Consider the following 14,948-nt stretch of genomic DNA (forward strand, 5'->3'; position numbering starts at 1 on the left):
TTACATCTTTTACTTTCCTCCTGATTTGCATATTCACTCCCGGCAACCTGGTTGTTTGTTTTTTCTTCTTCCGGATTTATAGTGTAGGCATGAGGTGGCGTTTCAGGGCGACAGACTGTGAGGATAATCACTAACATTCATGCGCGTTATGGGCGTGTCAGCAAACTGGATGCAACAGAGCCGAAACTGAAATTTGAACCCGGATTTCTGTATGCTGAAATACCTTATATTAGCGGCATCCAGAATCGAAAACTGAGCCGATATGTACACTTTTATCTTATGGATAAAGCTATCCTGCAGGCCAGGGATTTAAAGCCTTTAGCCCGGGCATTTTTACGCTGGATAAGGTGGCTGGAGGATAACGGACTTGACCCTTTCACCCCGGGAACGTTGAAATACCAAAGCCCTACATATGGCTTCAGGGAGTATCTTCTGGGGGCCGTAAGGCAGGGGCGCATCGCCTCATCCACCGCGGCGGTGTACATCAGCGTTATCCGACGGTTTTACGTATTTCTGGGCAAGTGTGGTGAGCTGGCTGCCAGCTCATTTTTTACGTTGGTCGAAAAAGTCGTTGACGGGCGACGCAAGGTGATAAGTTCGGATCTTGCCATCAGGATAACCAGCACAACAAAAAGGACAATCAACCCACTGAATGATGCAGAGGTTCATATCCTGGATGAGGCACTGAAATCTGAGTCCGGGTTGTTCAGTTTAATGATTGTGCTGATGAAAAATTGTGGGTTACGGCTGGATGAAATGCTGACCCTGCCGTCGTCACTCTTTACTGAAGAGTACCTTGCCAGTGTCCCTGTATCTGAGTTGACCATCAGGGGGCTTCATATTGGTCCGAGATGCGGAGTTCATACGAAGTTTGGGATGACGCGAGAACTCTTCATCACCAGACGATTGTACGAGCAGGTTCTGGATTATCTGGCGGATGAGGAGTATGAAAAGAAGATCCAAAAATGGCGTGCACGACAGGGTGGGGAAGGGCGGCACGAGCCTTTATTTTTAATGGCAAACGGGAAACGGATGTCTGAAAAAGCCTTTTACTCCCGCTGGTACAGTTTTCGCCATCGCCTGGCCCGGTCTGCTCCGGGAAATGTGTTCAGACATAAACCCCATGATTTGCGGGCAACGTTTGCGACCCATTTTTTACGCTCGGCACTGAGTTGCTATCCCGATCAGGCCGCAAATGCGCTGGGTACAGTAAAATACTGGATGGGCCATAAAAGCGAAAATACGACGATGAAATACATCGTCTTTCTTCAGCAAAACCAGATTTCTGATGCAGTCGCCGGGGTCATGGACGCATTGATTGACGGTGCTGCAGGTCGCGATGGAGCCATATATGAGCCGGAGTGAAACGCAGATAACGTGGATGGCCGAAAATGTGCTGTCATGGGAGACGGTCAGCGGACACATCACTCAGCGGGATCTGAACCGATATTATTTACTTGACGTTTATCTTCAGGCTCATTTTTCAGATTATGTGTTGCTCCCCGGATGGTTTAGTGAACATTCGCATCTTGCCCGCCCTGAAAAACGCGATTTTATTGCCTCTCTGAAACGATTTCTTCTGTCTTACCGTCCCGCCGGAAGGTTAACCATTTTCCGTTATCTCAATATGTTTTTTATATGGCAGTCAGTCAATCAGTATGACTATGGCACGGCTGAAGGCGTTGAAATGTATATTAAACATCTCATGAACGATATTCGTCGGCGAAAAATTTCAGTCAGGATGGCAAGACACTACTTGTCCGTGGTCAACCGGTTTTTGCTTACGGGCGGGCAGATTCAGAGGCGGTATGAATATGAATTCTTACCGAAAGGAACGTATCAGCAGCAGGGAAGGGATAGCTATACCAGGAATGAACTTTCCGAGATCCTGAGGCAGTTGTCATCCATGAATGAGTTCCTTGCGGGATGTATCCGGGAGCATATCGCTAAATCGGAAAAAGGGGTGCGGCATTTCTCACCGTCTTTGCTGGCACCTGTTTATGAAGCGTATTTCCGGTATCCGGGAGAGAACGGGGTCAGCAGGGCAGAGATCATCATCAGGGACGTTCTGGAAAATTACTTTCTTACTTCTTTTTTTCTGTTCTGTTACCACACATGGGGAAACACCTCTCAGGTTCTGGGTCTGACGCGGGATGATATACATCTGGATGAAAAGGGTATCAGCACTGATTATGTTTATAAGGGGAGAGCGAATAAGTATATACGTCTGACGATAGGTAAATCGGAGTATGTGACCAAACGTGCGGGCTATTACTGGTTTCTGTCTTTTATCAGGCTCAGGGACGACATCGTTAACTATCTGGTTTCCGCAGATAACTTCCCTCCGGTACAGGCGCTGTTTCTGAGTGAGCCGCAGGTGAAATTCCGTAAGCTTTATTCTCTTAATCCCAGTCATCTGACTAAATTTTCTAACTCTGAGGGGGCGTGGGCCACGATGCGGCAGCTTAATCCCTCGCTTCCATCAATTACCGTTTCTGGCTTGCGCAAAACGTCTGAGCAGTATACGGACAGAACATTAAAGAATGGTCTGATTACGGCGGAAAAAGCACAGCATAACTGGGGCACTTACAGGCGGAATTATGCTGCAGGTAACCCACAGGGGGCGAAGGAAAACTTCAGTGCTGCACTTGATACGCTTATGAATCAGGGGATTGCGACACGTGCGTTATCCGAGCGGGTAAAAGTTGCTGATGAGCTGGGGATCGATCTGCGTGGAAGCGATGAGGGTGTGGATCTTTTATTGAATGGCCTGGGATGTCGATCGCAGGAGCCGCCTACAGATATTGAATTGCGCTTTATAAAAAAGCAAAAACGATTTGGCCGGACACCAAAGGCTTGTGCGGATTTTTCTCATTGTGTCGAATGTTCAAAAAGTTGCGTTGTGGAAACGCTGGAGTCTGTATGGCTCCTGCTGTCATTCAGGCATGCTATCGAGTATGGAAAACCGTTGTACATCGGTTCGGTCAATGCTGTGGAGCGTTATGAAACGTTACTCCTGAAGATTGATTTACGGCTTGGGCTGGTAGATGAGGCGACCCTGAAAAAAGCGCGCGTTAAACTTCAGCGAGAAGGTGTGGCTCCGGTATGGCAGATTTGAAGAAAAAAGAGGTAAGCCGTAGTCGAATGGCGGAGTTTCCTGCCGGAACGCCGCTTCGTTCAGGGGATGAGTTTCCGACTGAGGATATCATCTGTGAGGCACTAGAAAACAAAAGCTTTGAACGTCTGAATAACTGCCTGGTTATCGCCAGCTCAGATGAACATGATATGCGTTTTATCAATGAGGAGACGCTGAATATTTATTTCAGGGATGATGTCTGGACCAATCGCTATGTCAGAACCCATATTGGTGAAACGTTAAGAACCGTTAATTTTTCAGGCATACGGGATCCTGAACTGCGTCTTGAAGCCAAAATCATCTCAGCCAGCCTGCTCTGGATTGTCGGCAGGACCGCGAAGACGCAGTCCCTGATCCGGAAATGTGCAAACATTGTGGCGGGAGCCCGTATTATTGAGTCTATGGGGTATCGCAGTCTGTTTCAGCTTCGTTTTCCGCTTGTCCGGAATGCTTTCATTGTAAAGATGAAGGAGGAGGATGAGCACGGCAGGAAGCGTTCTGAAAGAACATTACGTAATTACTTTATGGACCTGGCGGATATCTCGCTGACAGGTCATACCCGTCTTCGAAAATACGGTTACTTTCCTGATATTAGCTTCGACAGTTACAACAGTGTGGATGATTCAAACCAGACATATTGTATGCCTTTCAGTCTTATGATGTCTGTCTGGGAAGGGCTGATTACTGAACTGGATGCTGAAATCAGTGATTTCGATTTTGACGGGTTTTCCCGGCTGTGCGCTATCATAAACGGTTTTTATGATTCGCCTTACTATACGTCGATGCTGGAAGCCCGTAAAAGAGGGACAGCAAAAAGCATACCGGATTACCGGGCCGCGTATTACTACAATATTGTTGCCGGGGAAATTCGGGCGCTTTTCGCGACACTTGGCCCCGGGATGCAGGGCTGGTTCTCGGTACATAAAAATAAGCGCTGGAGATCTGATTTTATTGGCGTTGATCACATAAAGCTGAACACCTGGCATTTTGAGCTGACGTTAAAAGTCATGAATGTGATACAGGCCATGTCGGGGATGAGACACAGCGAAGTGCTTGGCGTGATGCACGGTTCACTGATTTATGATGGTGATATCCTGGGACTTCGTTCGGTGTTGCATAAGTTCGCCCCGGAAGGTGGAAGTCACGAAGACTGGGTTGTTTGTCGCTATGTGGAAAAGCCTTTTCAGCATTTACGCAGAATTAATCAAATCATGACAGGCCTGGACGGGAAGACGCTGGACAATGTTCCATTGTCTTTAAATATCAGGTCGTGGTTCTCGGAGCAAAAACTCTCTTTTATGGGGACGCAGCGCCAGACTGAGTGGGCAAAGAAATTTGTGAAAAGACACCATCTGTTCATCCGACGTGACCATATTGATGAGTTCAGGCTTTTAAATCCAAACATACGTGATGATGAACGCGTTGCGATGGAGATTCGGGAGGGGGCTTTCTGGCCATTGCGAACCCATCAGTTTCGCCGTTCACTTGCTGTACACCTCAGGCGTCTTGATCTGATTTCTACTAATGATCTTATCCGGCAGTTTAAGCACTTAATCAGAGGCATGACGGAGTGGTATATGTCCGGTGCACTCAACGCTTCGCATTTTAGCCGGGCGATCCCTCAGGCATTCGCTGCCGAGATTGAGAGGGTTGATACCGAACTCTCAGCTTCCAGGGCTGTTTCTTATCAGCATGAAGGCCTGCTTTATGGCGAAGGCGGGAAGTTACTGATGTCCCAGAGAGGTGGGCACTTACATCAGATGACGTTTCCTACACTGAAAAAAGCGATGAGCATGGCTAAACGAGGCGGGCAAAAACTGGTATCTCTTGGAAACGGTTTTTATTGCATGAATGGCCATGACTGCGAGTTTAAGGCGGTTGTTCAGTCAGCGTCCTGCAATCCGGGATGTGAGAACATGCTGGCCGGAGCTGATTCTGTTCCCGTGTGGAAACGCAGGATGGCTCATTATGACAACCTTCTGGAGATTGCCGTGCGAAATAATGCTCCTCAGGCTGACAGGGATTTTCTGATGCTTGAGAGAGATTTTTATGCAGATGCTGTCCGTTTTTTTGAAAAGGATGAATAGAGCATGACGAACGAACAGTCGGGGGTTAAAAAAACACAGGCAAGAGCAGAGCAGGCCCTGAGGGAACTGATGTTATCAGGGGAGCGTATCAGCCAGTATGCTGTGGAAAAACGAGCGGGGCTGGCAAACGGCACCCTGAATTATAACTGTCCTGAGTACAGGCAGGTCAGGGAGGCTATCCGCAGTCTGAAAAAAACGTGCCAGGGCACCGCGCCGGTTGATGAGCAGGGCATTGAGCAGCAGATCAAGCTGAAAGAAAAGTATCGCCGTCAGAGAAATGAGCTGAGGGAAGAAATCAAAAAGATGATGGCTGAAAATGTAGAGCTGTTACATAACCTTATACTTTTACAGCAGTATGTCAGGGAGCTTGAACGCAACACCGGGAGGGAGAAAGGGGACGTCATTCCGTTCTCGGGTGGTGTCAGGGACTGAGGCTATACTGAACGGAAGGACGCGAGGTGAATCGCCACAGGTTTAACAGACACCTCAGAGTCATTTAAGATGACTTAAAGAGAGGTGCCCATGAGCGGTAAGCGTTATCCTGAAGAGTTTAAAATTGAAGCAGTCAAACAGGTTGTTGATCGCGGTTATTCTGTTGCCAGCGTTGCAACGCGTCTCGATATCACCACCCACAGCCTTTACGCCTGGATAAAGAACTACGGTCCGGATTCTTCCACTAATAAAGAACAGTCAGATGCTCAGGCCGAGATCCGCCGTCTTCAGAAAGAGCTGAAGCGGGTTACCGACGAACGGGACATATTAAAAAAAGCCGCGGCGTACTTCGCAAAGCTGTCCGACTGAGGTACGCCTTTATTCGTGACAACACCTATTGCTGGCCTGTTCGCCTGCTCTGTCGGGTGCTGGATGAACATCCCAGTGGTTTTTACGCCTGGCTTCAGCAGCCGCATTCACAACGCCATCAGGCAGACCTGAGACTGACAGGACAGATTAAACAGTTCTGGCTGGAATCGGGATGCGTCTATGGTTATCGCAAAATCCATCTGGATCTGCGGGACAGCGGGCAACAGTGCGGAGTGAACAGAGTCTGGCGACTGATGAAACGTGTCGGGATAAAGGCTCAGGTCGGATACCGGAGCCCGAGGGCATGTAAAGGCGAGGCCAGTATCGTGTCGCCCAACAAGCTCCAGCGACAGTTCAATCCGGATGCTCCGGATGAGCGTTGGGTAATCACAGCGTGGTTTCCTCAAACCCTCGCTGTGAATTAACTGAAATACTTCATTGAAGCTGTAACCAAACAGTTAACTGAAAGAATGAGCCCGCAGAGCATTGCACAGCGATGACACCATTTGTTGAGCTTCACCGTTTTCGCATACAACCGTCCGGAATTTGGAAAAGCACTGTCTTTTTGTACTGACCGATCATGATTAAGTGACACCTCTTCGAAAAAGAGAGCGCAATGAGCGATTAATATATGGCTCGAAAGACAATTATGTTGGGCTTTTATGACCGCTGTCAGAGGTATTATCTTACCCGGACGGCAACAGGGTCGGAATGTCATCAGCGGCACTGTAACAAGCTATCCGCCATCTTAAATATCTGCAGGTCCTTGCACCGAGTATGCACACCAACCGACAGAGTGATTTGACCCAAACTGGTGGATATTTTGCAAAACTATTAGCCTCTTATGACCGGTCTGCAGCCTGATATTGAGGAATTAGTGCGCTTTCATGGAATGCCTGCCGGGATCGCAAGTACGAACCCCCGGTACTGTTACACTGAATGTGCTCAGTCCTGTATCAGATTGTATTTTTCAGCAACTCAAGAACAACCCTTATTTTATCATTGTCACGTTTGTAGTACGTCCAGGGACCGATGCGCTGAGAAGTAACAAGTTGTGCCCGTTGAAGAGCTGAGAGGTAAAGAGAAACGGTAGACTGTGAGAGCCCGACCTTTTCCTGAATGATACTGACACACACACCGAACTCGTCCGCATCAGCATAAGGCTGATGGAAGTGTATTTTCGGTTCCTTGAGCATATGCAGAATTTTTCTTCTAACAGGGTTTCCCAGCGCCTTAATCACGTCATTCAAATCAATATCAGGCATAAACTCTGTCACTTGTCGCATTGAGGAATTGCAATGTTACGATACTTCTCTACGTTAAGCATCAGCTTTTGAAAAGCTGATGCTCATAAGAATGGTTAGCCAAAGGCGGGATAATCTGTGTAGCCTTTTGCCGTTCCACCATACATGGTTGTTGGATCGACCGGATTCAGTGGCCATTCATGATAAAGGCGCTGCGGTAAATCCGGATTAGCTATGAACGGGCGGCCAAATCCGATAATGTCTCCCCAGCCAGCACCGATAATCCGTTCGGCTTTTTCTTGCGTATATCGCCCGGCATACATAATTACACCGCTGAATAACTTACGGACTTCAGCTCTGAATGCTTCAGGCAATTCGGGAGCATCATCCCAGTCGGCTTCAGCAAGAGAAATATAGGCTATTCCGATTTCTTCAAGAATTTTAACGGCTTCGGTATAGGTTTCATGGGGATCATCTTCCACCAGGCCAAGATAGACCCTTACTTCATCCGTGGTCTGAAAGAGCGGAGCAAAACGGACTCCCACACGGTCTTTACCGACCACATCAGCGACAGCCTGCGTCACTTCGCGCAGAAACCGCAGCCGGTTATGTAATGAGCCACCATATTCATCCTCTCTTTTGTTGCTATGGGATGACATGAACTGGTTAACCAGGTATCCATTTGCACAGTGAATTTCCACACCGTCAAAACCGGCATCAAGGGCGTTCTGAGCTGCCCCGGCGTACATCCTGACAATCTCACTAATTTCCTCTTTTTCCAGTGCGCGGGGGCAGGAAGCGGTAGCCAGCGCACCCTCTCCCGGCCCGGTTTCGATGAATACCTTAACGTTTTCCCCTGCCGGTATCGCCGACGGAGCGACAGGCGAGGCGTTACATGGCTGCAGGGAGTTATGGGATACTCTTCCGACATGCCAGAGCTGGGCAAAAATGATGCCTTCTTTTTCATGCACTGCCCGCGTCACTTTCTTCCAGCCTTCCACTTGCCGTGAGCTGTAGATCCCCGGGGTCCACGCATAACCCTGCCCACGAGGTTCGATTTGTGTTCCTTCGGTCACCATAAACCCGGCACTGCTGCGCTGTGCGTAATATTCAGCCATCAGTTCGTTCGGAATATCACCCGGTTGTGAGCTCCGTGAGCGGGTTAAAGGCGGAAGTACAACACGATTCTTCAGGGTGTAGGGACCTGTCTGGTGGGAGAGAACAGGTTTTTCGTCTTCATTACATATCCTGATATAGCGAATTTTCAATATCACTGAAACGCCATGTCTCAGCATTTACGACCTGGCATGTCGTCGTTCGGCCGATGTAGCCGCAGAACCACGACACTTTATTCCACATATTGAGATTTACCAATATCTAGATTTATAAAAATTATGATCGGATGAGCGGAACGGGGGGGTTGCCTGATGGCTCACAGAATCGGCATCATGAACCTAAATGGTTCTGATAATGTTATCGGAGATCCTGAACGGGAACGGTATGCGTCACGATTTTAATGACTATGTTGCATTCATGGCAGTAGCACAGGAGTGCAGTTTTTCACGGGCTGCTGTCCGCCTCGGGATCTCGGCATCCACGCTTTCACACACGATACGTCGTCTCGAGGAGCGCGTTGGCATGCCGTTACTTATGCGTACAACCAGGCGGGTGGCTGTCACCGAAGCCGGTAAACAATTATTACTGACGCTTGAACCCGGTCTTGCGCGCATTGAAGCGGGCGTGACAGCTCTTCAGAGACTGCGCCATACACCGGCTGGGCTGGTCAGACTTACGGTATCAGATCACATGATTCATGAATGTCTCTGGCCACGATTGTCACCGTTACTAAAAAAATATTCGGATATCAAGGTGGAAATGTCGCAGCAGAACGGTTTTGTCGACATTGTTGAGGGCAATTTTGATGCCGGAGTCCGAATTGGTGATGACATATTAAAGGATATGGTGGCCGTCCGAATCGCACCGGACATACGGTTTGTCGTCATTGGATCGTCCACCTATCTTGCAGAAAGAGGTCTGCCGCTACATCCCTCTCAGCTGGAAAAACATGACTGCATCAATATACGTCTGTCACCCACAGGCCCGCTGTATGGCTGGGAATTTGTCAGGCAGGGGGAGATTGTGAAAAAAGTGGACGGGCAGCTTACTTTTTCAAGCATTTATCCAATGCTTCAGGCAGTAAAAGATGGCTACGGCCTGGCCTACCTGCCGGAGTCTTCTGCCCTGGCGGGGATTGAGGCGGGACACTATTGTCGGGTGCTTGAGGACTGGTCAGAGGCTTTTCCCGCCGACATGATAATTCCAATAATGTCCATTACAGGCTCCGGTAAAGATAATACCGACACCTTACATGAGAAAGGCAAAAGCAATATAACCTGCTGTGCTCCGGATTTTAAGAATGAGCGGTTTACGTAGCAGGATGAGCAGTTCGAACCAGAAATTTCGTTACTATTGCTAAAGTAAAACCTGATGACCTCTAATCGTAACGGAGACCAATATGACTTCACAACTGAACTGGCAGGCCCCGGCTATCAATCGCAAAAAAGTAGGTGACATGACTGTGACCATGCTGAGTGATGGCTATCTGGACGTATCTTTTGAGCTGCTGTCTGGTATTGACGGCTCACGTGCCGAGGATTTACTGCAGAAGCGCGGTGTGCCAGCAGTACCCCGTATTAATATCAACGTCTACGTTATCCAGACGCCTGAGCGAACCATCCTGATTGACAGTGGTGCCGGAGGTATCAATGGCTGGGGCGGTCGGCTTCAGGTAGCCCTGGCCGCGGCAGGCATTGACCCGCTTCAGATTGATACCCTTCTCCTGACTCACGCGCATCCTGACCATATCGGCGGGCTTGCAGGCCCCCTGCAGACTCCCGTTTTCCGCAATGTTCAGCAGTTGTTTGTGCATGAGAAAGAACTCGCTTTCTGGCGTGATGAAACCATTTCCGCTGGCGCGCCTGACGCATTCAAGCCGTTCTTTGAAGTAGCAAGGAACGCCTTCAGCGCTTATGACGACAAACTGGTGCCATTCCGCGAGGAAGCGATTTTACCAGGTATTCAGACTGTACCGCTGTTCGGCCATACACCAGGACATACCGGTTATCTGCTGGGTGATGAAAAAGAGTCGCTGCTCATCTGGGGTGATATTGTTCACTTCCCGCACATTCAGGTTGCTCAGCCTGACGTTACTATCGCGTTCGACAGCGATCCTGCGGCGGCGGCGGCCATCCGTAGCAAAGTGCTTGACCGCGCAGCGAGCGATAACCTGGCTGTCAGTGGTATGCACTTCAACCTGCCTACTACCGGTAAGGTTATCCGTGAAGGTAACAGCTTCGCACTGAATTACGACCTGTGGTCACCCGCAGTCTGATCACCTTCCTTCCCGGTGCACACAATAGTGACCGGGAAGATCCCCTTTCATATCGCCCGACAAGAACCCACCTGCAATACTATGAATATCACTGCCTCACAAAAAAATGGCTCATTACTCTTGCGCCCTGGCTTTTTGTATTCCTCTGGAGTCAGGGTTTGTCGCAGCCAAATTTACCGTGCAGTACAGCGCGCCGTTTCATCTTTTATTCCTGCGTGGCGCATTTTCCTGTCTGGTCCTTCTGCTGCTTACACTGGGGTTCAGGGCCCGTTTTCCGTCCGGCAGAGGAATGGTTCGCAACCTGATTGTCGGACTTTTCCTGCAGAGCTTCTTTCTGGGCGGATGCTTTTATGCCATCCATCGTGGCATGCCGTCAGGCATTGTGGCGCTCATCACCGGCCTGCAGCCGGTACTGACTGCAATACTGGTTTCACTCATGCACCGTCAGTCCCTGCATCCCCGGAAATGGCTGGGTATTGCGATTGGCTTTGCGGGCGTTTTCCTGGTGCTCTCGCCAGGCCAGCATAGTTTTGCACTGGATCCTGTGGCTTTTGGGTCGGTCATGCTGGGGTTATTTGGCGTAACGATCGGAGCGCTTTATCAGCGCCGTGCTCAGGGAGATGGACATATCTTTGCGAACACGTTTTTACAGTACGTCACTTTGACAATATCGATGGGTGCAATTAGCCTGATGTTCGAATCTGCTCCGACGCAGTGGAGCTTATCATTTGCGCTGGGTCTGGGCTGGCTGGTTATTGGCGTATCGGTTCTGGCGATTATGTTGCTGATTTTTATGATACGAAGCGGTGAAGCAACCAAAGTCGCTACTTACTTTTACCTGGTTCCCATTCTCACGGCAGCTGAAGCGTGGTTGCTGTTTGGAGAGGCCATTACATTGCCCATGCTTGTGGGTATGGCAATAACTATAATCGGCCTGATTTTTGTCATCCGGGAATAGACAACCGCACGCGTCGCTGTATGCTTTTGTATATGGCGACGTATAATAGCGGTCAAAGTCAAATTCCGGATGAATATGCAAACAGTCAGCTTTTCCGATTCTCCCGTTGATGATCTCCTCGCTGAGCTTCTTACCCTGGCACGCTCCCGTTTTCCACTTCCCTGCGATTGCCTTCGCGCAGAACAGACGCATCAGGTAAAGAAGTTCGAGGTGGAAGGTGCGACCCTTTCCTTCCCGCTGGAAGGAGAATTCCGGTATCGTGAAAATGAGAAATGGCACCGGGTGATCCCGGGCGAGATTATGGTCGTCCCGAATGCCCGTAGCATCGATATAGAATATGCCCCTTCAGAACAAAGTGGTGAGTTTGTTGCCCTGAGCGTGGTGCTCGCGGAGGAACAGCTTGAAGCAGCCAGGCTGTTACTTGCCGCACCACCACCACAGGACACCGGCAGCATCGCAGCCATTTCCGTATCAGCTCTTCTTTCACCCCTTAACCGCTGGACAGCCGCAATGCGGGAAGGGAAGCGTCCGCTTTCCCTGCACGCCATGGTTGAAGTGGTGCTCTGGCTTTATGGCATGGGATACCATGCTTTGCTGCGAGCCCGGCAGCCAAGTCTGGCCATGAAAATCCGTCAGATGGTAGCGGACAAACCGGCTCATCCCTGGAGTGCTGCTGAAATTGAAGATCTGACGGGACTCAGTGGCCCCACGCTTCGGCGCCACCTGGCCAGTGAGTCAACCAGCTTACGCTCAGTTATCGCCGATGCACGTATCGCGGAGGCTCTCCGCCTGCTGATGACATCGACGCTGCCGGTAAAAACGGTCGCGGGGCGGGTGGGTTACAATTCACTATCGAGCTTCAGCAAGCAGTTTTCTGAACGCTATGGAATCGAACCTTCAGGGTTCCGCTGACTTCAGTTCGTTCAAGGTACACATTGCGTCCCTCGCACTTCAGTAACTTGCGTGGATCTTTCGAATATAACGGAAGATATTGGCCGGCATTGCGTGTAACCGGTTCAGGAGTTCTCATCGTGACGGGAGAGCTAAATCGGTACGGCTGTTGTTCTCAGCTATAAGAACAACTGAGTATCTGACCAGCTGTCTGGTGCTGGCAGCAGCATGCAGTGCAATCGGTCAGGCTCAAAGGAACTGACCTGATGTCAGGTTATAATTTCGGACACATCATAACCCCAGAAGGAGACAACTGTGGTTCATGTTTTCATTATCGGTGGTGCAGGCAAAATCGGCCAGCGTCTGTGCAGGATCCTTTCAGGTAGGGGGCATGCTGTTCGTGCCCTCTACCGTAAGCCAGAGCAGCAGGCATTGCTAGGCGAGCTGGGTGCTGAGCCCGTCAGTGGGAGCCTGACAGAGCTGGATGCAGCTGCGCTGGCGATGCACTTTGCAGGTAGTGATACAGTGGTGTTTACTGCCGGTGCCGGCGGTAAGGGGGGACAGGAGATGACCAATGCGGTCGACGGCGAAGGGCTGAAAAAGTCGGTAGCTGCCGCCCTCAGTGCCGGTGTGTCTCGCTTTCTGCTCGTTTCTGCATTCCCGGAGTCCGCACGGGGAGAAACCACTTCTGAATCATTCGAAAATTATATGCGTGTTAAAAAAATGGCCGATGTGGAACTAGCACAAAGCGAGCTTGACTGGGTGATCCTGCGCCCCGGCGCGCTGCAGGATAAGACTGGTACGGGTTATGTACGTGCCGGCCTGGCCATCCCGTATGGTAACGTGCCCCGTGATGACGTGGCGGCTACGCTGGCTGAACTCATTGAGCAACCTGCCGTCAGCCGCGTCATCATTGAGCTGACGTCTGGCGATGCTCCTGTCCGTGAAGCCATACAGAAGCTGGCGGGCCGATAAAAGGCAGCGCACGTACCAGCAGGCTGCAGGCCCCCAGGCGTTTACAATAAACTTTCCAGCCAGTCGGTAAACGCCCGTACTTTTCGGGAGAGATGGCGGTGCGGATACAGAAGTTACAGTTTGCGATTCGGGGACGTATTATCTGGCAGAACCTCTACCAACAGCCCGCGATCGAGATAAGGCTGCAAAAAAATATTCATGCCCTGTAGTATTCCCAGCCCCGCCAGGCCTGCTGCAATGTAGGCTTCTGAGTTATCCACGACAAGCCTGCCTGGAAGTTCAATTTCGGTGGAGCCCTCTGACGTCCCGAATGTCCAGGGCATAACTTGTCTGTTGCTGCTGTTAATCCAGTTGACGGCCTGATGCTGCTGCAACTCGTCCATTGTTTCCGGGGTGCCGTGTTGATCAAGATACGCAGGACTGGCGCAGGTCGTCATTTTAACGGTTCCCACCTCCTTTGCGATATAGTCGCCATCGTCCAGCTCCCCCACCCTCAGTATGCAGTCCAGGCCATCATGCAGCATATTCCGTCGGCGGTCTGAGCTGCTCAGGATAATTTCAATTCCGGGATGCTGGCGATAAAAATCAGGCAGGTTGGGTATAACAAGTAAAGCCGCAAACGCGACAGGCATATCTATGAGCGAATAGCGGGCGTCAAAATGATAGCGACAGGAAAGTTCTGCCATATTAAACATAACAACCCTTGGGCGCACCGCCGCAGGCGCCCTCAGCACGTTTCTGCGGCCTCCCGCCTGTTTCCGGCACCTTTCAAACGCCCCTGATGATTTCTGCGCGTCTGCATGGCTATGCAGTGAGATCTGCTCTCCACCGATTAGTGCATGCAGATTTTGGAAACGTCCAATTCTGGCACGAAGCGGTCACCCCGGCGGGGTGCAGTCCGCTGTCAGCGAAAACGGACATTGAGCCAATCAAATAATCTGTGCCAGAATTTGTCATTGAGGCTAGTACTTTCGAGTAGATCTATTTCCCGCCCGTACTCTTAAACTCATCTATCTCATCCTTCTACGACTTATTACCGGGAATATAAAACCCCGCCGAAGCGGGTTTGGTAATTTGAGTTTTTCTCAGGCGGCCATCTTTCTGCATTGTTCGGCGCAGTGATGACAAGCGCTTGAGCAATCCTGACAATGGTCATGTTCATGCTTTCCACACTCGTCACCGCACTTCTGACAAACATCAGCGCAAAGACGGCAAAGATCCTGGGCAGACCCGCTATTTAGTGTCATGAATTGAGCTGCAAGACGGCAGATATTTGCACACTGCATATCCAGTTTTATGCACTCGCGCATCATCTCCAGATTCTCTTCGTCGAGACACGAAGCCGCACAGTTATCACATGCCGTTGCACATAGATAACAGGCTTCGATGCATTTTTTGTATTCGTCTAGACTTTGTTGAATAAATCGAACTTTTGCTGAGTTGAAGGATCAGATCACGCATCTTC

At 50.1% G+C, this 14,948-nt stretch carries 11 protein-coding genes and 3 pseudogenes; 10 read left to right on the forward strand and 4 right to left on the reverse strand.

The window, feature by feature from the left end; all coding sequences use genetic code 11:
• Positions 1–117: 117 nt before the first annotated feature.
• The 5 genes and pseudogenes from ACOTX7_RS16705 to ACOTX7_RS16725 all read left to right on the forward strand — a co-directional run.
• The gene (locus tag ACOTX7_RS16705; protein WP_007897923.1) at positions 118–1,365 is read left to right on the forward strand and encodes a tyrosine-type recombinase/integrase; all 1,248 of its coding nucleotides are present in this window, start codon (positions 118–120) and stop codon (positions 1,363–1,365) included.
• Positions 1,352–3,118, forward strand: coding sequence for a hypothetical protein (locus tag ACOTX7_RS16710; RefSeq protein ID WP_007897920.1), 1,767 nt, complete (start codon positions 1,352–1,354; stop codon positions 3,116–3,118). The genes ACOTX7_RS16705 and ACOTX7_RS16710 overlap by 14 nt, the downstream gene beginning before the upstream one ends.
• Positions 3,106–5,223 carry a hypothetical protein gene (locus ACOTX7_RS16715; protein WP_017384059.1) on the forward strand — a complete coding sequence of 706 codons (2,118 nt, stop codon included), beginning with the start codon at positions 3,106–3,108 and terminating at the stop codon, positions 5,221–5,223. Before ACOTX7_RS16710 ends, ACOTX7_RS16715 begins: the two co-directional genes overlap by 13 nt.
• Positions 5,224–5,226: 3 nt before the next feature.
• Positions 5,227–5,655, forward strand: coding sequence for a hypothetical protein (locus tag ACOTX7_RS16720; protein WP_017384060.1), 429 nt, complete (start codon positions 5,227–5,229; stop codon positions 5,653–5,655).
• Positions 5,656–5,745: 90 nt separating this feature from the next.
• A pseudogene (locus ACOTX7_RS16725) lies at positions 5,746–6,434 on the forward strand (IS3 family transposase); the annotation flags it as partial.
• A 546-nt stretch (positions 6,435–6,980) separates the two neighbouring features.
• Here ACOTX7_RS16725 and ACOTX7_RS16730 read toward each other — a convergent pair.
• Together ACOTX7_RS16730 and ACOTX7_RS16735 are read right to left on the reverse strand one after the other, a co-directional pair.
• Positions 6,981–7,289 (reverse strand): ArsR/SmtB family transcription factor, encoded by a 309-nt coding sequence (locus ACOTX7_RS16730; protein ID WP_032415288.1) that lies wholly within the window; start codon positions 7,287–7,289, stop codon positions 6,981–6,983.
• 95 nt (positions 7,290–7,384) lie between these two features.
• Positions 7,385–8,508, reverse strand: a pseudogene (locus ACOTX7_RS16735) (alkene reductase).
• A gap of 260 nt (positions 8,509–8,768) precedes the next feature.
• Between ACOTX7_RS16735 and ACOTX7_RS16740 the strand changes: the two are divergent.
• The 5 genes from ACOTX7_RS16740 (at position 8,769) to ACOTX7_RS16760 (ending at position 13,483) form a co-directional block, all read left to right on the forward strand.
• The gene (locus ACOTX7_RS16740) at positions 8,769–9,701 is read left to right on the forward strand and encodes a LysR family transcriptional regulator (protein WP_158002126.1); all 933 of its coding nucleotides are present in this window, start codon (positions 8,769–8,771) and stop codon (positions 9,699–9,701) included.
• Between the two features lie 82 nt (positions 9,702–9,783).
• A complete protein-coding gene (locus ACOTX7_RS16745; RefSeq protein WP_017384065.1) occupies positions 9,784–10,659 on the forward strand; it encodes an MBL fold metallo-hydrolase in 876 nt (291 codons plus the stop codon).
• Positions 10,660–10,765: 106 nt separating this feature from the next.
• The gene (locus ACOTX7_RS16750; protein WP_023279882.1) at positions 10,766–11,617 is read left to right on the forward strand and encodes a DMT family transporter; all 852 of its coding nucleotides are present in this window, start codon (positions 10,766–10,768) and stop codon (positions 11,615–11,617) included.
• Between the two features lie 75 nt (positions 11,618–11,692).
• The gene (locus tag ACOTX7_RS16755) at positions 11,693–12,529 is read left to right on the forward strand and encodes a helix-turn-helix transcriptional regulator (protein ID WP_023279881.1); all 837 of its coding nucleotides are present in this window, start codon (positions 11,693–11,695) and stop codon (positions 12,527–12,529) included.
• Between the two features lie 294 nt (positions 12,530–12,823).
• Positions 12,824–13,483: an SDR family oxidoreductase gene (locus ACOTX7_RS16760; protein ID WP_007897903.1), complete on the forward strand. Its 660-nt coding sequence runs from the start codon at positions 12,824–12,826 to the stop codon at positions 13,481–13,483.
• 41 nt (positions 13,484–13,524) lie between these two features.
• Here the strand turns inward: ACOTX7_RS16760 and ACOTX7_RS16765 are convergent.
• Together ACOTX7_RS16765 and ACOTX7_RS16770 are read right to left on the reverse strand one after the other, a co-directional pair.
• Positions 13,525–14,121: pseudogene (locus ACOTX7_RS16765) on the reverse strand (LysR substrate-binding domain-containing protein); the annotation flags it as partial.
• Positions 14,122–14,568: 447 nt separating this feature from the next.
• Positions 14,569–14,904: a four-helix bundle copper-binding protein gene (locus tag ACOTX7_RS16770; RefSeq protein WP_421626137.1), complete on the reverse strand. Its 336-nt coding sequence runs from the start codon at positions 14,902–14,904 to the stop codon at positions 14,569–14,571.
• Positions 14,905–14,948 lie beyond the last annotated feature (44 nt).

The organism is Enterobacter cloacae complex sp. IR5418 (assembly GCF_049238105.1).
Taxonomy (GTDB): domain Bacteria; phylum Pseudomonadota; class Gammaproteobacteria; order Enterobacterales; family Enterobacteriaceae; genus Enterobacter; species Enterobacter hormaechei.